Source organism: Allobosea sp. LC85 (genome assembly GCF_000735605.1).
Classification (GTDB): domain Bacteria; phylum Pseudomonadota; class Alphaproteobacteria; order Rhizobiales; family Beijerinckiaceae; genus Allobosea.
This window is the reverse complement of record NZ_JPKG01000055.1, coordinates 21,649-43,335: the sequence shown is the minus strand read 5'-3', so window position 1 is coordinate 43,335 and position 21,687 is coordinate 21,649. Positions and strand designations below refer to the sequence as shown.

General features: G+C 67.1%; 11 protein-coding genes. 6 read left to right on the top strand and 5 right to left on the bottom strand.

Going from position 1 to position 21,687, the window contains the following annotated elements; translation table 11 throughout:
* Nucleotides 1–179 precede the first annotated feature (179 nt).
* Both FG93_RS24455 and pbpC read left to right on the top strand, forming a co-directional pair.
* Nucleotides 180–5,510, top strand: a complete 5,331-nt coding sequence (locus FG93_RS24455; RefSeq protein ID WP_244448721.1) for an alpha-2-macroglobulin — start codon at nucleotides 180–182, stop codon at nucleotides 5,508–5,510.
* Between the two features lie 89 nt (nucleotides 5,511–5,599).
* Entirely contained in the window at nucleotides 5,600–7,672 is a 2,073-nt protein-coding gene (gene pbpC, locus FG93_RS24450; protein WP_043239740.1) for a penicillin-binding protein 1C, read from the top strand.
* Nucleotides 7,673–7,748: 76 nt separating this feature from the next.
* Here pbpC and FG93_RS24445 read toward each other — a convergent pair whose 3' ends face one another.
* The 5 genes from FG93_RS24445 to FG93_RS24425 all read right to left on the bottom strand — a co-directional run bounded on the left by FG93_RS24445 (nucleotide 7,749) and on the right by FG93_RS24425 (nucleotide 17,762).
* Nucleotides 7,749–10,832 carry an efflux RND transporter permease subunit gene (locus FG93_RS24445; protein ID WP_052514153.1) on the bottom strand — a complete coding sequence of 1,028 codons (3,084 nt, stop codon included), beginning with the start codon at nucleotides 10,830–10,832 and terminating at the stop codon, nucleotides 7,749–7,751.
* Nucleotides 10,829–11,923, bottom strand: a complete 1,095-nt coding sequence (locus FG93_RS24440; RefSeq protein ID WP_052514152.1) for an efflux RND transporter periplasmic adaptor subunit — start codon at nucleotides 11,921–11,923, stop codon at nucleotides 10,829–10,831. The genes FG93_RS24445 and FG93_RS24440 overlap by 4 nt, the downstream gene beginning before the upstream one ends.
* Nucleotides 11,924–12,131: 208 nt before the next feature.
* On the bottom strand, nucleotides 12,132–15,449 hold the full coding sequence (locus FG93_RS24435; protein ID WP_052514151.1) for an error-prone DNA polymerase: 3,318 nt from the start codon (nucleotides 15,447–15,449) through the stop codon (nucleotides 12,132–12,134).
* Entirely contained in the window at nucleotides 15,446–16,978 is a 1,533-nt protein-coding gene (locus tag FG93_RS24430; RefSeq protein WP_152579605.1) for a DNA polymerase Y family protein, read from the bottom strand. Before FG93_RS24430 ends, FG93_RS24435 begins: the two co-directional genes overlap by 4 nt.
* Nucleotides 16,935–17,762 (bottom strand): ImuA family protein, encoded by an 828-nt coding sequence (locus FG93_RS24425; RefSeq protein WP_043239679.1) that lies wholly within the window; start codon nucleotides 17,760–17,762, stop codon nucleotides 16,935–16,937. The genes FG93_RS24430 and FG93_RS24425 overlap by 44 nt, the downstream gene beginning before the upstream one ends.
* 225 nt (nucleotides 17,763–17,987) lie before the next feature.
* Here FG93_RS24425 and phnC point away from each other — a divergent pair, with 225 nt between their 5' ends.
* From phnC to phnE (FG93_RS24405), 4 genes are all read left to right on the top strand, one after another.
* On the top strand, nucleotides 17,988–18,806 hold the full coding sequence (gene phnC, locus FG93_RS24420) for a phosphonate ABC transporter ATP-binding protein (RefSeq protein ID WP_052514150.1): 819 nt from the start codon (nucleotides 17,988–17,990) through the stop codon (nucleotides 18,804–18,806).
* 71 nt (nucleotides 18,807–18,877) lie between these two features.
* The gene (gene phnD, locus FG93_RS24415; protein WP_043239730.1) at nucleotides 18,878–19,795 is read left to right on the top strand and encodes a phosphonate ABC transporter substrate-binding protein; all 918 of its coding nucleotides are present in this window, start codon (nucleotides 18,878–18,880) and stop codon (nucleotides 19,793–19,795) included.
* Between the two features lie 92 nt (nucleotides 19,796–19,887).
* Complete coding sequence (phnE, locus tag FG93_RS24410) at nucleotides 19,888–20,769, top strand: phosphonate ABC transporter, permease protein PhnE (protein WP_043239729.1); 882 nt, start codon at nucleotides 19,888–19,890, stop codon at nucleotides 20,767–20,769.
* On the top strand, nucleotides 20,766–21,620 hold the full coding sequence (phnE, locus tag FG93_RS24405; protein WP_043239677.1) for a phosphonate ABC transporter, permease protein PhnE: 855 nt from the start codon (nucleotides 20,766–20,768) through the stop codon (nucleotides 21,618–21,620). Before phnE (FG93_RS24410) ends, phnE (FG93_RS24405) begins: the two co-directional genes overlap by 4 nt.
* Nucleotides 21,621–21,687 lie beyond the last annotated feature (67 nt).

Here is a 21,687-nt window from a genome sequence, read left to right as displayed (position 1 = left end):
ATTGTGCCGAGGTCAGCCTCGGCGGAGCACATCCGCACCAATTGAGGCGCAGGACACGTGCTTTCAAGGAGGCCCGCCATGCGCACCGGTTCAGAGCCTCAGGCAGCAGATGCGCGGCTGGCTCCGCCGGTGCTGTGAGACGCTCCCCGTCAGCTTTCTCGTTGCACCGGCGAGCACGGATGCTAGCCTTTGGCCATACCCCGCCGCCCTTGCGGCAGCGCGGCATCGATGACGACAGGCCGGACCGGCCGAAGGGACTGATCATGACCTTGCTCACCCGGCTCGCGCTGCTTCTCGGTCTTGCCCTCGCCGCCACCCCGGCCCTCGCCCAGAAGGCCTATATCCGCAACGATCTCCAGGCTGACGGGCAAAGGCTCGAGGAACGCCTGAAGCGTGACGTCTCGGCCAGCTCACGCCCAGCAGTGGCCGCCCTGCGCGACGGCGAGGCTGCGCTCTCGCGCGGCGATGCCCGCGCCGCCCTGCCCCAGGCCAATGCCGCGGTCGTCGCCGATCCCCAGAACTCCGCCGGCTGGCGCCTGATGGCGCGCGCCGCCAATGCCGTCGAGCCGCGTGACTATCGCGAGCGCTGGGAACTGCGCGAACGCGCGATCAGCGCCGCCTACCTCGCCTATCAGCGCGCGACCTCTCGCCCGGACGAAGCAGCCTCGCTCGCAGTGCTCGCCCGCACCTTCGAGCGTAACGAACTCTGGCGCCCGGCCCTGACCACCTATCGTCTCAGCCTCGATCTTCAGGATAATGCACAACTGCGCACCGCATATGAAAGCCTGCGTGAGAAGCGCGGCTTCCGCCTGCTCGCCAACAAGGTCGATGCCGATGCGGCGAGCCCGCGCGCCTGCTTCGAATTTTCAGAGCCGCTCGCACGTGGGCGTGTCGATTTCGCGCCCTATGTCGCGATTTCCGGCGGCAGGGGTGATTTCGCCGTCAGTGCCGAGGAGCGCCAGATCTGCGTCGACGGCCTGCGCCACGGCGAACGCTATGCTTTCGTCATTCGCCAGGGCGTGCCTTCCGCACTCCCCGACGAGAAGCTGCTGAAATCCGCCGATTACGAGGTTTATGTCCGCGACCGCACGCCCTCGGTGCGCTTCACCGGCAAGAACTACGTCCTGCCGCGAACCGGCCAGCAAGGCATCCCGGTCGTCTCCGTCAATGCCGACAAGCTCGACCTCGAGGTCATGCGCATCGGCGACCGCAATCTGATCAACTCGGTCCATTCCGAGGATTTCCTCAGCCAGCTCGGCAGCTACAACGCGGGCCAGATCGCGTCCGACAGGGGCCAGCGCGTCTGGGCCGGCGCGATGGACGTCAAGTCCGAGCTCAACAAGGACGTGATCACCGCCTTCCCGGTGCTGGAGGCGGTCGGGCAGCTCAAGCCCGGCGTCTACGTGATGTTTGCCAAGCCGACGGGCGGACAGGCCGCGCAGCCCTCGGGCGACGGCGACTATGACGACGGCTCGACCCGCGCGACACAATGGTTCGTCGTCTCCGATCTCGGCCTGACCTCCTTCTCCGGCCCCGATGGCGTGCATGTGCTGGCGCGCTCGCTTGCCGATGCGGCGCCGATCCCGAACGCGGAGCTTCGCCTCATCGCCCGCAATAACGAGGTCCTCGCCACCGCCCGCACCGATGCGAAAGGGTATGCCCGCTTCGATGCCGGCCTCGCCAAGGGCCAGGGCGGCAATGCGCCGGGCCTCGTCACCGCCCTGCTCGGCGAGGACTACGGCTTCCTCGACCTGAAGCAGACCGCCTTCGATCTCTCGGATCGCGGCGTGAAGGGGCGCGTCGCCCCGGCCGGGCTTGACGCCTATCTCTATACCGAACGCGGCGTCTATCGCTCCGGCGAGACGGTCTATCTCACCAGCCTGCTGCGTGATTCCGCTGGCGCCGCCGTCACCGGCCTGCCGCTGACGCTGGTGGTGAAGCGGCCGGACGGAGTCGAGTATCGCCGCCGCCAGGTCGAGGATCAGGGTGCCGGTGGGCGGTCTCATTCCATCCCGCTGATCTCCGGCGCGCAGACCGGCACCTGGCGCGTCCAGGCCTATGCCGACCCGAAGGGCGCAGCAATCGGCGAGGTTTCCTTCCTCGTCGAGGATTATGTCCCCGAGCGTCTCGAGCTGACGCTCGCGCCGAAATCTCCCGTGCTCCAGGCCGGCGAACCGGCCGAGATCGATGTCAATGCGCGCTATCTCTACGGCGCGCCGGGCTCCGAGCTCGACGTCAATGGCTCGACCACGATCCGCGCCGCCGCGAAATCCGCCATCCCCGGCTTCGCCGACTTTCAGGTCGGACTCACCGACGAGGCTTTCGAGGCGATCCAGAGCGACCTGGAGGAGAGTGCGACCACCGACGCCGCAGGCAAGGCGACCATATCGGCCGGTGTGCAGCAGCCCGAGACCAACCGTCCGCTCGAGGTCGAGATCACCTTGCGCGTCGGCGAGCCGGGCGGCCGCGCCATCGCCCGCTCCGTCACCTTGCCGATCGTGCCGAAGGGCGCTGCTATCGGCGTGAAGCCGCTGTTCAGGGACGGTGAGCTCGGCAACAGCCAGACCGCGGGTTTCGACGTCATCATGGCCAATGGCGACGGCCGCCGCCTCGCCAGGCCGGGCGTGAAATGGACGCTGTCCAAGGTCAATCGCAACTATCAGTGGTTCTTCCAGGACGGCCGCTGGAACTATGAGGGTGTGAAGACGACGCGTCGCGTCGCCGATGGCGAGATCGCCGTCAGCGAGACGACCGCAGCCCGCATCGCGGCCCCGGTTCAGTGGGGCAATTACCGGCTCGACGTCGCCTCCGACGGCTCGGACGCGACCGAGACCAGCGTCTCCTTCACCGTCGGCTATGAGAGCGACAAGACGGCCGACACGCCCGATGTGCTGGAGGTCGCGCTCGACAAGCCATCCTATGCGATTGGCGAGACCATGCAGGTCAGGCTCTCGCCGCGCTTCGCGGGCAAGGCGACGCTCGCAGTCGTCGGCGACAAGCTGAACGAGATCCAGACGATCGACATCGCTCCCGGCGGCAGCACAGCCTCGATCCCGGTCAAGGCGGAATGGGGGGCAAGCGCCTATCTCGTCGCCCTGGCCCACCGCCCGATGGACACCGCCGCCCAGCGCCTGCCCGGGCGCGCCATCGGCCTGTCCTGGTTCTCGATCGGCAAGGAACAGCGCACGCTCCAGGTCGACCTCGGCGCACCTAATCTGGTGCGCCCGCTCTCGACCCTGTCTCTGCCGGTCAAGGTCAGCGGGGCGCGTGCCGGCGAGGAGGTTTTCGTCACAGTCGCGGCGGTCGATGTCGGCATCCTCAACCTCACCCGCTTCGAAAGCCCGGACGCCAGCAAGTACTTCTTCGGCCAGCGCCAGATCGGCCACGAACTCCGCGACCTGTACGGCTATCTGATCGACGGCATGCAGGGCGTGCGCGGCACCATCCGCTCCGGCGGTGACGCAGCGCCTGTATTGCAGGGTGAGGCGCCAACGCAGGAGCCGCTCGCGCGCTATTCCGGGGTGGTCAAGCTCGGTCAGGACGGCACCGCCAAGATCGACTTCGAGCTGCCCGCCTTCAACGGCTCGGTCCGCGTCATGGCTGTCGCCTGGTCGCAAGGCCGCACCGGCCAGGCCAGTACCGACGTCATCGTGCGCGACCAGATCATCGCCCAGGCGACGCTGCCGCGCTTCCTCGCGATCGGCGACCAGTCGCGCTTCCATCTCCAGATCGACAATGTCGAGGGACCCGCGGGACCCTATCTCGTCGACCTCGACGTGAAGGGCCCAGTCCTCGTCGCCGCCGACGCGACGCGGCGCACGCTGACGCTCGCTGCCGGCGCCAAGAGCCAGATGACGATCCCCGTCACGGCGGCCGGGCTTGGCCGCGCCGAGTTCGACGTCCGGATCAGCGGCCCGAACGGCGTCGGCACCGTGCAGAACCTCGCCGTACGCGTGCAGCCCTCGGCCAACACGATCGCGCGCCGCATCGTCCGGCCGATCCCGGGCAATGGCGGCTCGATCACCGTGTCGTCGGACCTCCTCGCCGATCTCGTGCCGCGCTCCGGCCAGGTCTCGGTCTCGGTTTCGCCGCTGGCCGCGCTCGACGTGCCGGCGATCCTGAAGGCGCTCGACCGCTACCCCTACGGCTGCACCGAGCAGACCGTCAGCCGCGCCCTGCCGCTGCTGCATGTCAACCGGCTGGCCAGCCTCGAGCAGCTCGCGCTCGACGCCAATGCCGACGAGCGCGTCAACGGCGCGATCGAGCGCGTGCTCGCCCGTCAGGGCGGCAACGGCTCCTTCGGGCTCTGGGGCGTCGGCGGCGAAGACCTCTGGCTCGATGCCTTCGTCACGGACTTCCTGACCCGCGCCCGCGAGCGCCAGGTCAACGTCCCGCAGATCGCCTTCAATCTCGCGCTCGACCGGCTGCGCAATCAGGTCGTCAACACCAGCGAGATCAACAAGGAGGAGGCCGCCGGCATCGCCTATGCGCTCTATGTGCTCGCCCGCAACGGCCGGCCGGTGATGGGCGACCTGCGCTATCTCGCCGACAACAAGCTGGGCGAGTTCGCCTCGCCGCTGGCACGCGCGCAGATTGGGGCGGCGCTCGCGCTGCTCGGTGATCGCGGTCGTGGTCGCGCCGCCTTCACCAGCGCGCTCGCAGGCCTCCAGGAGGCGCGCGACGACGGCCTGTCGCGGCCCGACTACGGTTCGCGCCTGCGCGACGGCACCGCGGTCCTGACCCTGATCGCCGAAACCAATGGCGAGCGCGCCGACATCGCCCGCGCCTCCTCGATCGTCGAGAGCGCACGCGGCTCCGCCCGCTACACCTCGACCCAGGAGAACATGTGGATGGTGCTTGCGGCACAGGCCATGGCCAAGGAGGCCGAGGGCATGGCGCTGACCGTCGACGGCACCGAGCGCAAGGGCGCCTTCTACCGCACGCTTTCAGACGAGACGCTGGAAGCGAAGCCGCTCACCATCGCCAATCCCGGCGCTGCCTCTGCTCAGGCCGTGATCACCGTTGCCGGCATTCCGACCACAGCCGAGCCTGCCCTGAACCAGGGCTTTGCGCTGGAGCGGACCTACTACACCAGGAAGGGCGAGAAAGCTGATCCGGCGCGTCTGCGCCAGAACGAGCGCTATGTCGTCGTGCTGACGGTGACCGAGCCCTCCGTCCGCTACGGGCGGCTGCTGCTGGTCGATCCGTTGCCCGCCGGGCTCGAGATCGAGAATGCCAATCTCACCGAGGGAGCATCGACGCAGGGATTGAGCTGGCTGAAGCAGGAGGTCACGCCGGTCCACACCGAGGCACGCGACGATCGCTATGTCGCAGCCTTCGAACGGCCCGGCTCCTCCAACCAGCCACTCTCGTTCACAGTCGCCTATCTCGCGCGCGCCGTCTCGCCCGGCCGCTATGTCGCGCCCGCAGCCGCGATCGAGGACATGTACCGTCCCGACCGCTTCGGCCGCACCGCCTTCGGCACGGTCGACATCACCTCGGCCAGGTAAGGACGCGTAGGCTCGTGATCGTGCAGGACGAGCAAGGCGGCGTCGCACCTCCCTCCGCTTCGCGGGGCGGATGGGGTCGACGTCGCTGGCTGAAGCCGGTTGCGCTGGCGTCAGCGCTCGGGCTTGCGCTCGTGGGTTTGGCTGCCGGCTCCATCGCCTACTACGCCTCGACCCTCCCCCCTCTCGACATCTCGGCCGCGCATGACCGCTCGATCGTGGTGCTTGATCGCGAGGGCAAGCTGCTGCGCCCCTTCCTCACCGCCGATGGTCGCTGGAAGCTTCCGGTCGGAGTCGAGGATGTCGACCCGCGTTATCTCGCAATGCTGAGGGCTTTCGAGGACAGACGCTTCGACAGCCATTCCGGGATCGACCTGTTCGCGATGCTGCGTGCCGCCGGGCAGATGCTGATCAATGGCCGCATCATCTCCGGCGGCTCGACACTGACCATGCAGGTCGCGCGCCTGCTCGAACCGCGCGAGGAACGTTCGCTTGCCGCCAAGCTGCGCCAGGCCGTGCGTGCGATTGAGCTGGAACGCCGCTTCAGCAAGGACCAGATTCTTGATCTCTACCTGGCGCTCGCCCCCTTCGGCGGCAATCTCGAAGGCCTGCGTGCGGCGAGCTTTGCCTATTTCGGCCGCGAGCCGAAACGCCTTTCCACTGCGGAAGCCGCCCTGCTCGTCGCCCTGCCGCAAGCGCCGGAGCAACGCCGTCCCGACCGCTTCCCCGAGATCGCTCGCAAGGCGCGCGACCGACTGCTCGCCCGCATCGAGACAGCAGGTCTTGCGACGCATTCCGAAGTCGCGGCCGCGCGTGATGAGCCGGTTCCGACCGCGCGAAAAGCCTTTCCCAATCTGGCGCCACATGTCGCCGAGCACGTCGTCGCCGAAGCGCCGACCGTTCGCCATCACCATCTGACCATCGACGCACGGCTGCAGGCCAATCTCGAACAGCTTGCCCGCGAGCGCAGCCTCGGGCTCGCGCCCCAGGTCTCGATCGCCGTTCTCGCCGTCGACAACGAGACCGGCGAAGTCCGCGCCTCGGTCGGCGGCGTCGATTATTTTGCCGCCGAGCGCGCCGGCTCGCTCGATCTCACGCGGGCCCTGCGCTCGCCCGGGTCGGCCCTGAAACCCTTCATCTATGCACTCGCCTTCGATAACGGCCTCGCCCATCCCGAGACCATGCTGGAGGATCGGCCGGCGCGTTACGGGCTCTATGTGCCGGAGAATTTCGATCTCGGCTTCCAGGGCATGGTCAGCGCGCGCAAGGCCTTGCAGCTTTCGCTGAACGTTCCGACCGTGGAATTGCTCTCGGCACTCGGTCCGCAGCGCTTCCTGTCGCGACTGCGCGATTCCGGCGTCGCGATCGCGATGCCGAAGGAAGGCGGTGCGCCGGGGCTCGCGGTTGGCCTCGGTGGCCTCGGCATCACCTTGTCCGACCTGACACGGCTCTATGTCAGCCTCGCCCGCGGCGGCGAGATGCTGCCGCTCAAGGCCAAGGCCAGCGATCAGCCGGCCGGAGAGGCGCCTCGCCTCGTCGATGCCGTCGCGGCCTGGTATGTCGCGGACACCCTGCTCGGCGCTCCGCCGCCGCTCAATGCCGCGCCGGGGCGCATCGCCTACAAGACCGGCACATCCTATGGCTATCGCGATGCCTGGGCCGTCGGCTTCGACCGCAAGCACACGATCGGCGTCTGGGTCGGCCGCGCCGATAACGGGGCCGTGCCGGGGCTGGTCGGGCGCGTCGTCGCGGCGCCGATCCTGTTCGATGCCTTCGCCCGCCTCGGCCATGATCCGCGGCCATTCCTGCAGCCGCCGAACGCCATCATCTCCTCGACATCGAACCTGCCGCCGCCGCTCCGCCATCTCCGGCAGGACGTGCCCAAGACGCTGACCGCACTGGCCCGGCCCGGCCTCACGCTGGCCTTCCCGCCGGAAGGCGCGCGCATCGATCTCGCGGCGTCGGCCGTCGACGGGCACGCGCTGCTCAACCTCAAGGTCGCCGGCGGCGCCCCGCCCTATACATGGCTGGTTGACGGCGCGCCGGTGACCGCACCGACCCGCCGCCGCGAGACCGCCTGGCAGCCCGGCGGCAAGGGCTTTGTCCGGATTTCGGTGATCGACGGCGCGGGCGCGAGCGAGAGCGTCTCGGTCAGGCTGCAGTAACGCAACGCATCGTTGGGATCGGGGCAACCAGATCCCAACGTCGGTAAAGCGGCCCCGGATCCGTTTGCCCCTCAGTTCACTCCGCAGGCTGGACCTGCGTCTGGCCATGCGCCTTGTCGTCGCCGTGCACGGGCCGATGCGCCCGCGCCAGATAGCTATAGGCGACCGGCACCACGTAGAGCGTCAGCAAGGTGCCGAACGTCATGCCGCCGACGATGACCCAACCGATCTGAGAGCGGCTTTCGGCGCCGGCGCCATGGGCGAGCGCCAGCGGCACCGCACCAAGCACCATCGCGCCCGTCGTCATCAGGATCGGCCGCAGGCGCAGCTCCGCGGCCTCGACCAGCGCATCGACGAGTTCCCTGCCCTCCTCGCGCAACTGGTTGGTGAACTCGAGGATCAGGATGCCGTGCTTGGTGATCAGGCCGACCAGCGTGATCAGGCCGATCTGGCTGTAGACGTTGAGCGTGCCACCGCTGAAATACAAAGCCGCCAGCGCGCCCGTGATCGAGAGCGGCACCGAGACCATGATCACCACGGGGTCGATGAAGCTCTCGAACTGCGCCGCCAACACCAGATAGATGAAGCCAAGCGCCAGGAGGAACACGATCGCGATCGAGGAGCCAGCCTGCTTGAACTCGCGGCTCTGGCCGGAATAGTCGATCTGCACCGACTTCGGCAGCACCTTGGCGGCAGCCTGCTCCAGGACGGTCAGTCCATCGCCGAGCGAATAGCCGGGCGCCGGCACCGCCGTGATCGTCGCGGAGCGCAGCTGGTTGAAGCGGATCAGCTCCTTGGGCGCGACATTCTCCTCGATGCTGACAAGGCTGGAGAGCTGCACCACCGTGCCGTTGCGACCACGCAGATAGATCGACTGCAGCGCCTGAGGCGTGTTGCGATCCTCCCCGGCGACCTGCAGCATCACATCATACTGCTCGCCGTTCATGTTGAAGCGCGTCACCTGCCGCCCGCCGAGCAGAGTCTCCATCGTCCGGCCGATGATATCGACGCCGACGCCAAGATCGCTCGCGCGCTGCCGGTCGATCGAAACCTTGATCTGCGGCTTGTCCAGGATGAGGTTGGATTCGAGATTGGTCAGCACCGGCGAGGCGGACGCCTCCGCGATGACCGCATCGACATAGCTCTTGATCTCGGCATAGGAATCCGAAGAGCGCAGCACGAACTCGATCGGCTTGCTGTTGGCGCCGCCGCCGCCGAGCGAGGGCGGATTGACCGCGAAGAGGCGGATACCCGGAATCTGCGACAGTCCGCGATTGATCTCGGCAACGAGATCCTGCTGCTTGCGGTGGCGCTCTTCCCAGGGTTTCAGCCGCGCGAATGCGATGGCGCGCGTCACGTCGGGGAAGCCGGTGATGACGAGATAGCTCTCGACCTCGGGAATATTCTTGAAATACTCCTCGACCTGCCGCGCATAGCTCGCCGTGAAGCTCAGCGTCGCGCCCTCCGGCGAGACGCCGATGGCATTGATCGTGCCACGGTCCTCCACCGGAGCCAGTTCCGAGCGCAGGTTCGTGAAGAAGTAATAGCTGCCGCCGGCGACGCAGAGCGCCAGCAGCACGATGACCGGGCGCATCGAAAGCGCCCCGCGCAGCGAACGGCGATAACCACTGGAAAGCGCATCGAAACCGCGCTCCAGCAGGTTGTAGAGCCAGCCATGCGACTCGTGCGGCTTCAGCAGCTTGGCGCACATCATCGGCGTCAGCGTCAGCGCGACGAAGCCGGAAACGAGCACCGCGCCTGCCAGCGTCAGGGCGAACTCGATGAAGAGCTTGCCGGTGCGCCCGGTCGAGAACGCCATCGGCGCATAGACCGCAACCAGCGTCAGCGTCATCGCAACGACTGCGAAGGCGATCTCGTTGATGCCGCGGATCGCCGCCTTGCTTGGTTCCATGCCGTTCTCGACATGGCGGTGCACGTTCTCCAGCACGACGATGGCATCGTCGACGACGAGGCCGATGGCGAGCACCATCGAGAGCAGCGTCAGCGTGTTGACCGTGAAGCCGAGCGCATACATCAGCGCGAAGGAGCCGATCAGCGAAACCGGGATCGTGACCAGCGGGATCAACGTCGCGCGCAGCGAGCGCAGGAAGACGAAGATGATCAGCACGACAAGAACGACCGCCTCGCCGATCGTGGTGTAGACGGCCTGGATCGAGCGATCGATGAAGATCGAGGTGTCGTAGGAGGTCGCGATCGCCATGCCGTCCGGCAGATCATCGGTGATCTCCGGCAGCGCCGCACGGACGCCGGAGGAGACATCGAGCGGGTTTGCCGTCGCCTGCTTGACGATGCCGATCGTCACCGAAGGGCGGCCGGCGAACCAGGCGGCATTGCGCTCCTCACGCGCGCCGAGCTCGACCTTCGCGACATCGCTCAGCCGCACCGGAAATGCGCTGACATCCTTGATCACGATCTGCTGGAATTGCTCGGCCGTGGTCAGGCTGGTCTGCGACAGAACCGTGAACTCACGGTCGTTGCTCTCGATACGGCCGGACGGGATCTCGACATTCTGCGCCCGCAGCGCCGCCTCGATCTCCTGCACCGTGATGTTATAGGCGGCCATGCGGGCACGATCGAGCCAGATGCGCATCGCATATTGCCGCTGGCCGAGAATGCGCACTTCGGCGACGCCGGTGATGTTCTGCACCCGGTCGGCAATGAAGCGGTCGGCGAAGTCTGTCAGCTCCAGCGGGCTGTGCCGCGTGCTGGTCAGCGACAGATACATCACCGGCTGGGCGTCGGCCTCGACCTTGGCGATGATCGGCTCGTCGATCTCGTCCGGCATGCGTCCACGCACGCGGCTGACGCGGTCGCGGACGTCGGAGGCCGCGACATCCGGATCGACGTCAGGACGGAAACGCACCGAGATGCTGCTGCGCTCCTGACGGCTGTTCGACGTGATGATCTCGATGCCCTCGATGCCCGCGATCGAGTTCTCCAGGATCTGCGTGACCTGCGATTCGATGATCTCGGCGCTGGCGCCGCGATAGGTCGTGTTCACCGAGACGATCGGCTCGTCGATATTCGGGTATTCGCGCACCGTCAGCCGGCCATAGGAGACGATGCCGATGAGAACGACGAGCAGGCTCAGGACGGTTGAGAGGACCGGCCGGCGGACGAACAGCGCAAACAGGCTCATCGTGCGTTGCTCGTCTGCACCGGAGCCAGAGCATTCTTGACGGCGACGGTCGAGCCGTCGCGCAGGCGCATCTGGCCGGCCGTGACGATCTGCATGGCCGGGGTCAGCCCCTTCACGATCTCGACCTTGCCCGGCAGGCGCTTGCCGAGTTCGACCGGCACGCGCTTCGCCTTGCCGTTCTCGACCACGAAGATCATCTTGCCGGTGCCGTCAGGCACCACGGCCGTCTCGGGCACGACGAGCGCATTCTCGCGCTGGTCGACGATGATGTTGATCCGCGCGAACAGGCCGGGTTTCAGGATGCCGTCGCCGTTCGGGATCGTGGCGCGCAGCCGGATTGCACGGCCGTTGACATCGACGATCGGATCGATCGCGAAGATCGTGCCGGTGAAGCTGCTGTCGGGCAGCGCATCGACCTTGAGCTGGATGGTCTGCCCGACCTTGACCCGCGTCAGGTAAATCTCGGGAACACGAAAATCGACCTTCATCGGGTCGGTTGCCGTAAGTGTGATCAACTCCTTGCCGACCGAGACATAGTCTCCGACGCTGACCGAACGCAGACCGACAACGCCGGTGAAGGGCGCGATGATGGCGGTCAGAGCGCGGCGCGAGGTCGCGAGCTGTAGGCGAGCCTCGCTGGAGGCCAGTTGCGCCGTCGCCTGCTCGAGCGCGACCTGCGTGCCTGAGCCCCGGTCGACCAGCGCCCGGTTGCGCTCATAGGTGTCGCGCGCCAGCCGCAGGTCCGCTTCGGCCAGTCTCACCTCGGCATCGAGGATCGCCTTGTCGAGCTTGACGAGTTCCTGGCCCTTGGTGACGCGCTCGCCTTCCTTGAATCCCAGTGCGACGACCCGGCCGGCGATTTCGGGAGCGATGACCACGGTCTCATTCGCGGTCAATGTGCCCAGCGCCTGGACCTCTTCATTGACCGTCACGGCCTCGGCCCGGCTGACCTCGACCGGCACACCGGCGGCCTGCGGGTTCGTCGCGGCGCGCGCCTGCGCAGGCTGCGCGCCAGCCTTGAAGCTGCGGTAGCCGTAATAGCCGCCGCCAGCGACGCCGGCGATCAGGAGGACAAGGACAAGCCGCTTCATAGGTCAGGGTGCTCCGGTATCGTCGCAAGCCCTATGGGACTGGACGATGCAGTTCAAATTACAAATCCGTAAGTGTGGTTTCATGACGACCGCGACGATTTTGTGAACCATCCGGTTTTTCGCATGCAAGACCGGAACCAGGACGCGAAACAAGCCCGAAACGGGCCGCCAGCGACAGATTTCGCGGCCCCGTGGCCGAATTGAGCCGTCAATGAAAGTCCCGCGAGCGCGGCAGCACCCTGACATTGCGCGGGTGGGTGTGCTGGCGCGGCGGCAGGCGGCTGTCGGCTTGCGGGCGCTGCACCTCGTCGGCTCGCGCCAGGGTTCGGTGCAGCAGCCCGTCAGCCAGCCGTGCCAGTTCCTCCGAGCGATCCTCGATCCTGTCGACCACGAGATGGACGATGCCCTCCGAGCTGCGCTGCAACTGGCCTGCGAGCAGGACGAGCCGCGCGCCCATCGCCTGCCGGCGGTAACGCTCGAAGGTCTTTGGCCAGAGCACCGCATTGGCGATACCGGTCTCGTCCTCCAGCGTCATGAACATCACCCCCTTGGCGCTGCCCGGCCGCTGGCGCACCGTGATGATGCCCGCCAGTCGGCAGCGCGTGCCGTCAGGGGCTGCCAGAACCTGCTCGCAGCTCAGGGCCCGCTCACGTGCAAAAAGCGGGCGCAGGAACTGCATCGGATGCCCCTTCAGCGACAGGCGCAGATGCTGGTAATCCGCGATGACCTGTTCGGCATCCCGCATGCGCGGCAGCAGGGTCTCGGGCTCTCGGGCCAGCTCGGCGCTCTCGCTTGCTGCAAAAAGCGGCAGCGGCCTGTCATCCGGGAGCCGCCGCACCTCCCAGAGCGCCTCGCGCCGGCTGAGGCCGAGTGAGCCGAAAGCATCGGCATCGGCCAGCGCGACTAGTGCACGTGTCGGCAGCCTCGCGCGCCGCGCCAAGGCTTCGACACTGTCATAGCGCTGCCCGCGCGCCTTCACGAGCGCCTCGCCAAATGCCTCCGAGATCCCGTCGATCTGGCGCAAGCCGAGCCGCATCGCGAGTGCGCCGTCCTCGCGCCGCTCCAGCGTGTTGTCATGATCGCTCAGATTGATGTCGGCCGGCCGGATCTCGACCTTGTTGTCCTGCGCCGCCCGGATGATCTGCGCCGGAGCATAAAAGCCCATGGGCTGCGAGTTCAGCAGCGCCGCGGTGAAGGCGGCAGGATGATGGTACTTGAGCCAGGCCGAGGCATAGACCAGCAGGGCGAAGGAGGCCGCGTGGCTCTCCGGGAAACCGTATTCGCCAAAACCCTTGATCTGGTTGAAACAGGCGCTCGCGAAGGCACGGTCATAACCGCGCGCCACCATGCGCTCGACCATCATCGTCTCGAAATTCTGGATCGTTCCGACATGGCGGAAGGTCGCCATGGCACGCCGCAGGCCATTGGCCTCATCCTCGGTGAATTTCGCCGCCTCGATGGCGATGCGCATCGCCTGCTCCTGGAACAGAGGCACGCCGAGCGTCTTTTTCAGAACCTGTTCGAGCTCGTCGGGAGGCCCATGTTCCGGTGCGGGCTTGGGGTAGACGACCTCATCCGGGTTTTTCCGCCGCCGCAGATAGGGATGGACCATATTGCCCTGGATCGGGCCCGGCCGGACGATCGCGACTTCGATGACGAGATCATAGAACTCCTTGGGCTTCAGCCGCGGCAGCATGTTCATCTGCGCCCGGCTCTCAACCTGGAAGACGCCGATCGCATCGGCCCGACACAGCATGTCGTAGACGCGCGGATCCTCCTGCTCGATCGTCGCCAACTCCCAGCGTTTACCTCCGTGCAGAGCGATCAGGTCAAAGGCCTTGCGAATGCAGGTCAACATGCCGAGCGCCAGCACATCGACCTTCATCATCCGGAGCGCGTCGATATCGTCCTTGTCCCACTCGATGAAGCTGCGGTCCTTCATGCCGCCCCAGCCGATCGGCACGCATTCGTCGAGCCGCCCGCGCGTCAGCACGAAGCCGCCGACATGCTGCGAGAGATGGCGGGGAAAGCCGATCAGTTCGGTCGCCAGCGCGGCCGCACGCGCGATCATCGGATTGGCGGGGTCGAGCCCTGCCTGCCGGACATGGTTCTCCGGCAAACCGTCGCCCCAGCTGCCCCAGACCGTGTTGGCGAGTGCGGCCGTGACATCCTCGCTCAGGCCCAAGGCCTTGCCGACCTCGCGAATGGCGCTGCGCGGCCGGTAGCAGATCACCGTGGCGCAGATGCCGGCGCGCAGCCGACCATAGCGTTCGTAGATATACTGCATCACCTCCTCGCGCCGCTCATGCTCGAAATCGACATCGATATCGGGCGGCTCCTTGCGCTGTTCGGAGAGGAAGCGGGCAAGGAGCGAATTGCCCTCCATCGGGTCGACCGCGGTGACCCAGAGGCAGTAGCAGACCGCCGAATTCGCGGCCGAGCCCCGCCCCTGACACAGGATCGGCGGCTCCTGCGCACGGGCAAATTTCACGATGTCGTGGACGGTCAGGAAGTAGCGCGCATAGCCAAGCCGCGCGATGAGCGAGAGTTCCTTGCGGATAAGATCCTGGACTTTGTACGGAATCCCCGCGGGATAGCGTCGCCACGCTCCTTCCCAGGCGAGGTGCTCCAGATGCTCCTGCGGGGTGCTTCCGGGCGGCACCGGTTCGTCCGGATACTCATATTGCAGCTGGTCGAGCGAGAACCGGCAGCGTTCGAGGAAGCGCACCGTCTCCGCCACTATCTCCGGCGCGTGACGGAACAGGTGAGCCATCTCGCGCGGCGATTTGAGATGGCGCTCGGCATGAGCCTCCAGCATGCGCCCGGCCCGCTCGATCGGGACATGCTCGCGGATGCAGCTGACGACATCCTGCAAGGGCCGCCGCTCGGGCGCATGATAGAGCACGTCGTTGACGGCGAGGCAGGGCACGCCCGTCCTGGCCGCAAGCAGCGCCAGTGCCTCGGCGCGGCGTCGGTCGTCGCCGCGATGCGGCATGTCGATGCCCAGCCAGAGCCGACCGCGCGCAAACTCGGAAACACTGGCGAGAGCCGCGGCGATCTCGCTGTCCGGCCGCCGTTCCGGCATCAGGATCAGCAGCAGGCCTTCCGCGCATTCGCGCAGGTCGGAGAGCGTGAGGATGCATTCGCCCTTCTTCTCGACCTTCATCTTGCCCTGGGTCAGCAGGCGGCAGAGCCTGCCATAGGCGTCGCGATCCTGCGGATAGGCGAGCAGATCGGGCGTGCCGTCGGACAGCACGAGGCGAACCCCGACCGCGAATTTCAACGTCGTGGCGGCGATACCCGCCTCGCGCATCGCCGCGTGGGCCCGCACCACGCCGGCCAGGGAATTGCGGTCGGCAAGTCCGATTCCGGCAAGGTCGAGTTCGGCGGCCCGGCCAACCAGTTCCTCCGGACTCGAGGCTCCGCGCAGGAAGGAGAAGTTGGAGGTGACCGCAAGCTCGGCATAGCGCGAGGCCGATCCTCCCAGGGCAGTCTCCACCGGGCGATTGTCATTGAGCCCGCTCATGCGAAAAGCCCATGCATGAACCAGGGCGGATGCGCGGCCTCGCGGCCATAGAGCCCGTCGCGATAAAGCCAGAAGCGTCGTCCGCCCGGCTCTTCGACACGGAAATAGTCGCGGGTCGGCGCGATCCTGCCCGTCGTCGCCCACCATTCGGCAGCGATCCGCTCCGGTCCTTCGGCCTTGGCGACCTCGTGCATGACACGCCGCCAGCGGAAACGCGTCGGCGGCCCGTCCGGGATTTCGGCCAGCACCTCGATCGGCTCTGGCCGCGACAGCAGCCGCAGGGGCCGTTCCGGGACAGCGCTCGGAGCCGGCCAGTCCGGGGAAAGGCCGAGCCGTGCCATCTCGCCATGACGCAGGGCGGGCACCGCTAGCGCCGCGCGCTCGGGATCATGGCTGTCCTGCGCCAGGAAACGCCGCACGCGATCCGGGCCGATCCGGGCCGCAATCGCATCGGCGACCTCCGTCAACGCCCGCTCGGCGGCAGCTTCGTCGGGCTCCTCCTTCCCACCGGAGGCAAGTGTTGCCTGATCGGCGGCGAAAGGCTCGGTCGCCCCGGCCGAGAGCCGGATCAGGTCGAAACCGAAGCCGGGATCGAGCGGGTCCGCCAAGGCATCCAGCTTCAAGGCGAAGAGCCGGTCGATCGCAGCCGGATCGCGCAACGGCATCCCGGTCTCGATGCCGAGACGGCGCACGGCCCCGTCACTGCGGAAAAAGCTCGCCTCGAACAGTCTTGCGCCTTCGCCGCGCGCCTCCAGCAGGCCGGCGAGACTCTCCTCCAGGCCGGCCAGGGCAGCCCGGATCCCGGCTTCATGCGCCAGCGGCTCGGCGAAACGCCGCTCCGCCATGCAATCCGGCAACGGCCGCCGCGGGGACAGCGCCTGCGGCAGGCGGCCGAGCGCCTGGTCGAGCCTGTCGAGCAGGTCGCGGCCGAAACGGGCGGCCAGCGGTGCGCGCGGTCGCGTCTCCAGATCGGCGATATGCGTGAGGCCCATGCGCGCGAGCCCGTGCTGCCGTGCAGCCTCCAATCCGAGCGCCGCCGTCGGCAAGGGCCAGAGGGCCTCGCCCTCCCCGCCCGGCGGCACGATGCCGCCGCGCCCATAACGCGCGACGCCCCAGGCGGCGCGCGCCGTCCCGGCAATGGCGGCGCGCAGCGTAAAGCCCTGTCGTTTCAGATGAAGCAGGCAATCGCGGCCAAGCGCGGCTTCGCCGCCGAAGAGATGGGTGCAGCCCGAGATATCGAGCAACAGGCCATCCTCGCCATCGAGCGCGACCAGCGGCGTATAGCGGTCGCACCAGTCGGCAATGGCGCAAAGCAGGGCTGCATCGGCCGCCCTGTCCTCCTCGACCACGACCAGTCGCGGGATCATCGCCCGCGCATCGGCCAGCGCCATGGTCGCATGCAGGCCGAGGCGTTCGGCTTCGGCATCGAGGCTCGTCAGCCGGAAGGCGCCCTTCGCCTTGCCCACCACAACAAGAGGACCAGGATCATCCGCTTGCCCGCCGGGCTGCGGGCCAGGCCTCTGCGACATTGCCCGAACGGATGCGTCCTGGCTGCGCCTGATCCGGTCGATGGGCAGGCGCGGGAACCAGAGCGACAGGAAGCGGCTCGCGGAAACTATACGCATGACTGTCCCACTCCATCACCCATTGCCCTGTCGCCCCATGCCGGTTGCGCAGCACCGTGACCGCGAAACCCGGCCGGCCCGGCCCATGCGCTCTCACCCGCCCCTCCGAAGGCGCCGCCGAAACTGACCAGCGGATCGTCGCCGCACTCGGAGCAGGACTGCTCCCCAGCCGCAGGAGAAAAGCCGTCGCGCCGGCATCCCGCGCCGCCAGAACGAGACGCCGGCTGGCCGTGAGATCGAGGCAGGCCGGCGCACCTTCGAGCTCGATCACCACCGCGCCGATGCCTGAGCGCTGGTCATTGACGCGCGGAAAGGCGTCGCCCGCCGCCTTCAGCACGGCAAGCGGATCTCGCCCCCGCACCGCCAGCACCCGGTCGGGATCGAGCCCGAACGCCGCAAGCCCCGGCGCATAGAGCTCACCGCCCTCCGCGCCGGCGGAATCCTGCCGCAGCCAGACGAGCGGCCGCCGCCCCAGCCGCGCGATCAGCCCGGCGACGAAGCCCGTCGCCGCCGGAGCCTGATGCGCCGCCGCCACGATCTCGTGCAGGGCGTGGCGGCGCAGCGGCCCCAGCGCCGCATCGGCCGCCGCGTGGCCAAGGCTGAAGCTCGCCTCCCCGCCCAGCGAGACGGAGACGCTTTCCAAACCGGCAATGTTTCGCCGCAGCGCGGCGACGGCATGATCGCTCACGTCTTGGCACTCCAAATGTTCCTATTTTGTTCTTTATGACTCCGCACCTTTAGACGAGTCAACAGCCTCCGTGACAGCCCGCTCCACAGCCCGGAATCCTGCTGTCACGGCCCTGTCATCTGTCGCCGATACCGGTTTGCGCACTGCAAGAGAGCATGAGCTCCGGACGGCGCCCCGCCCATGTCCGGATGTCGCCATGCTCGCTCCTCGATGGGAAGACCATTCATGCTGCGTATCGAAGGCCTGACCAAGCGCTTCAGCGGCAAGGCCGCCGTGGACAATGTCTCGCTGTCGATTCCGAAGGGCGAGATGGTCGGCGTCATCGGCCGCTCCGGCGCTGGCAAGTCGACCCTGCTGCGCATGATCAACCGCCTCGCGGAGCCGAGCTCCGGCCGCCTGATCAGCGAGGAGCGCGATGTCACCGCATTGAAGGGCGCCGAACTGCGCGCCTGGCGTCGCGACACCGCGATGATCTTCCAGCAGTTCAATCTTGTCGGCCGTCTCGACGTGCTGACCAATGTCCTGCTCGGCCGGCTCAATCACCGCTCGGCCTTCCTGACGCTGGTGAAGAGCTTCTCGCAGGACGACAAGATCCGCGCCATTGCCGCGCTCGAGCGCCTCGACATGGGCCATCTGCTGGCCCAGCGCGCCGAGACCCTCTCGGGCGGCCAGCAGCAGCGCGTCGCGATCGCCCGTGCCCTGGTCCAGGAGCCGAAGGTCATCCTCGCCGACGAGCCGATCGCTTCGCTCGATCCGCGCAACACCCAGGTCGTGATGGATGCGCTCTTCCGCATCAATCGCGAGGACGGCATCACCGTGATCTGCAATCTGCATGACCTCGATATCGCGGCGAAATATTGCGACCGGCTGATCGGCATGGCCGCCGGCAAGGTCGTGTTCGACGACGTGCCGCAGGCGCTCACCCGCGAGATCGCGGCCGAGCTCTACGGCATCGAGGCCAAGGATGCCGGCGCCGAGGCGCTGGACGCGCTCGATGCCATCGCCATCGCCGAAGCCAAGCGCGCCAAGCAGAGCGCAGCCTGAGCCGGATTTGAGCCCGGCCAGGGCCGCTTATGCCTGAAAAGACCACCTACAGCCTTCAACAGGAGCAAACCATGCTGACCCGTCGTCATACCCTTACGCTCGCCGCCGCCGGCCTTGCCGCGACGCTCGCCGCTCCCGCCTTCGCGCAGGACTGGAAGGCCAAGTATCCGGAGCTGGTCTTCGCCATCATCCCGTCCGAGAACGCGTCTGGCGTCGTCGAGCGCTACACCCCCTTCGTCAGCTACCTCGCGAAGGAACTCGGCACCAAGGTGACGCTGCGCATCGCCAACGACTATGCCGCGATCATCGAAGGCCAGCGCGCCGGCAACATCCATATCGGCATGTACGGCCCCGCCTCCTTCGCCCGCGCCCGCATGACCGGCGCCAAGGTCGATGCCTTCGCGATCGAGACCAATCTCGACGGCACCAAGGGCTATCACTCCGTCTTCTACGTGAAGAAGGACTCGCCCTATCAGAAGATCGAGGACCTGAAGGGCAAGAATCTCGGCCTCGTCGATCCCAATTCCACCTCCGGCAACAATGTGCCGCGCTTCGTGCTCGACGGCATGAAGATCGAGCCCGAGACCTTCTTCGGCAAGGTCGTCTACACCGGCAGCCACGAGAACGCGGTCATCGCGCTCGGCCAGGGCACCGTCGACATCGCCGCCAACTGGTGGAACGACGAGCAGGAATCCAACCTGCAGCGCATGGCCCGCAAGAACATGGTCAAGGCCGACGATTTCCGGATCATCTACAAGTCCGAGCAGATCGTGAACTCGCCGATGGCCTATCTCTCCGACCTGCCGGAGCCGCTCAAGGCCTCGATCCGCGACGCCGTCCTCAACCTCGCCACCAAGGACAAGGTCGCCTTCGACAAGATCTATGAAGGCAAGCAGGGCCCGCTCGTCGCCGTCGACAACAAGGCCTACGACCCGATCATCGAACTGAACAAGTTCGTCGACGCGCTCCGCAAGAAGAAGTCCTCGTAAGCGCTTACCCACCGACCGTCATGGCCGGGCTTATCCCGGCCATGACGGAGTGGCGTCCCGCCGCGACTGGCGAACCCCGCGACGGAACCATCATGACCCTGACGATCGATCGCAACGACCCCGCCATTCGCGGCCACGCCGATCTCTATCGGCGCGAGATGGGCGCAAAGCGCCGCCAGGCCCTGCTCGGCGCCGCCATCTTCATCGCCTGCGTCGCCCTCTCCGCGATCGGCTCGGAGGTCGATCTCGCGAAATTCGCCGCGAACGCCTGGCGCTTCCCGAAATACATCCTCGAGACCCTGCCGACCCTGCACCTCGCGACACTCGGCGCCGATCTCAAGGAATGGTACTGGGGCCTGAACGGCTGGCTGAAGCTGCTCTGGCAGACCCTGCTGATTGCCTATGTCGGCACCGTGCTGGGCGCTGTCGGCGGCTTCCTGCTCTGCTTTTCCGCCGCCGCCAATCTCGGCCGTGCCGGCTGGCTGCGCTGGGCCACCCGCCGCTTCCTCGAATTCTGCCGCACCGTGCCGGAGATCGTCTTCGCGCTGATCTTCGTCATCGCCTTCGGCCTCGGCCCGCTGCCGGGCGTGCTCGCCATCGCGATCCACACCATGGGCACGATGGGCAAGCTCTTCTCCGAGGTGGTCGAGAACATCGACATGAAGCCGGTCGACGGCCTCGCCGCGACAGGCGCGGGCTGGTGGCAGACGATCCGCTTCGCCGTCGTCCCGCAGGTGCTTTCCAATTTCGCCAGCTACGCGCTGCTGCGCTTCGAGATCAATGTCCGCGGCGCCTCGATCATGGGCTTCGTCGGGGCCGGCGGCATCGGCCAGGATCTGATCGAGGCGATCCGCAAATTCTACTTCACCGATGTCAGCGCCATCCTGCTGCTGATCATCGTCACCGTCATGCTGATCGACTACGGCACCGAGCGCCTGCGCCACGCCCTGCTCAGCCTGGAGCACCGCTCATGAGCCTCGCCCTCACCGCCACCGAGCGCACCGATCTCGTCCGTCGCCATCAGGGCGCCATCGACGGCTCGCTGAAGACGCGCCTGACCACCATCGCGGTCGTTGCCGGCCTGCTCGGCCTCTTCTTCTACGGGCTGACGACACTGGAAGTCTCGCTCTGGAAGATCCTCACCGGCATCGGCAATCTCGGCACCTTCGTCGTGCTGATGCTGCCGCCGGACCCCGGCTCCGCCGCCCGCGCCGTGATCTTCGTGAAAGCGCTGTTCGAGACCATCGCCATCGCCTTCCTCGGCACGATCCTCGCCGCGATCCTCGCCTTCCCGCTGGGCTTCCTCGCGGCCAAGAACGTCGTCACCAACCGCGTCATCCATTTCCTGGCGCGCCGCTCGCTCGACACCGTGCGCGGCGTCGATGCGCTGATCTGGGCCCTGATCTGGGTCAATGTCGTGGGCCTCGGCCCCTTCGCCGGCATGCTCGCGATCATGACCAGCGATCTCGGCGCCTTCGGCAAGCTCTATTCGGAAGCGATCGAATCCGCCGACCGCAAGCCCGTCGAGGGCGTGACCTCGTCTGGCGGCGGCAAGCTCCACGAGATCCGCTTCGGCCTGATCCCGCAGGTGCTGCCGGTCATCGCCAGCCAGGTGCTCTACTACATCGAGTCGAACACCCGCTCCTCGACCATCATCGGCATCGTCGGTGCCGGCGGCATCGGCCTCTATCTCGCCGAGACCATCCGCACCCTGGAATGGCAGCAGGTCTCGTTCCTGATCCTGCTCGTGCTTGCCGCCGTGACCGCGATCGACTTCCTGTCCAGCAAGCTGCGCTTCGCCATCATCGGCAAGCGCGCGGTGTGACCGACCTTCCCTTCTCCCCTTGCGGGAGAAGGTGGCTCGGCGCAGCCGAGACGGATGAGGGGTCGCG

What these genes read in the sequence shown, in the direction of transcription:
- FG93_RS24455 (WP_244448721.1), top strand. Translation starts at nt 180, where the DNA reads ATGCTAGCCTTTGGCCATACCCCGCCGCCCTTGCGGCAGCGCGGCATC.
- FG93_RS24445 (WP_052514153.1), bottom strand. Translation starts at nt 10,832, where the DNA reads ATGAGCCTGTTTGCGCTGTTCGTCCGCCGGCCGGTCCTCTCAACCGTC.
- FG93_RS24440 (WP_052514152.1), bottom strand. Translation starts at nt 11,923, where the DNA reads ATGAAGCGGCTTGTCCTTGTCCTCCTGATCGCCGGCGTCGCTGGCGGC.
- FG93_RS24435 (WP_052514151.1), bottom strand. Translation starts at nt 15,449, where the DNA reads ATGAGCGGGCTCAATGACAATCGCCCGGTGGAGACTGCCCTGGGAGGA.
- FG93_RS24430 (WP_152579605.1), bottom strand. Translation starts at nt 16,978, where the DNA reads ATGTCGCAGAGGCCTGGCCCGCAGCCCGGCGGGCAAGCGGATGATCCT.
- phnC (WP_052514150.1), top strand. Translation starts at nt 17,988, where the DNA reads ATGCTGCGTATCGAAGGCCTGACCAAGCGCTTCAGCGGCAAGGCCGCC.
- phnD (WP_043239730.1), top strand. Translation starts at nt 18,878, where the DNA reads ATGCTGACCCGTCGTCATACCCTTACGCTCGCCGCCGCCGGCCTTGCC.
- phnE (WP_043239729.1), top strand. Translation starts at nt 19,888, where the DNA reads ATGACCCTGACGATCGATCGCAACGACCCCGCCATTCGCGGCCACGCC.
- phnE (WP_043239677.1), top strand. Translation starts at nt 20,766, where the DNA reads ATGAGCCTCGCCCTCACCGCCACCGAGCGCACCGATCTCGTCCGTCGC.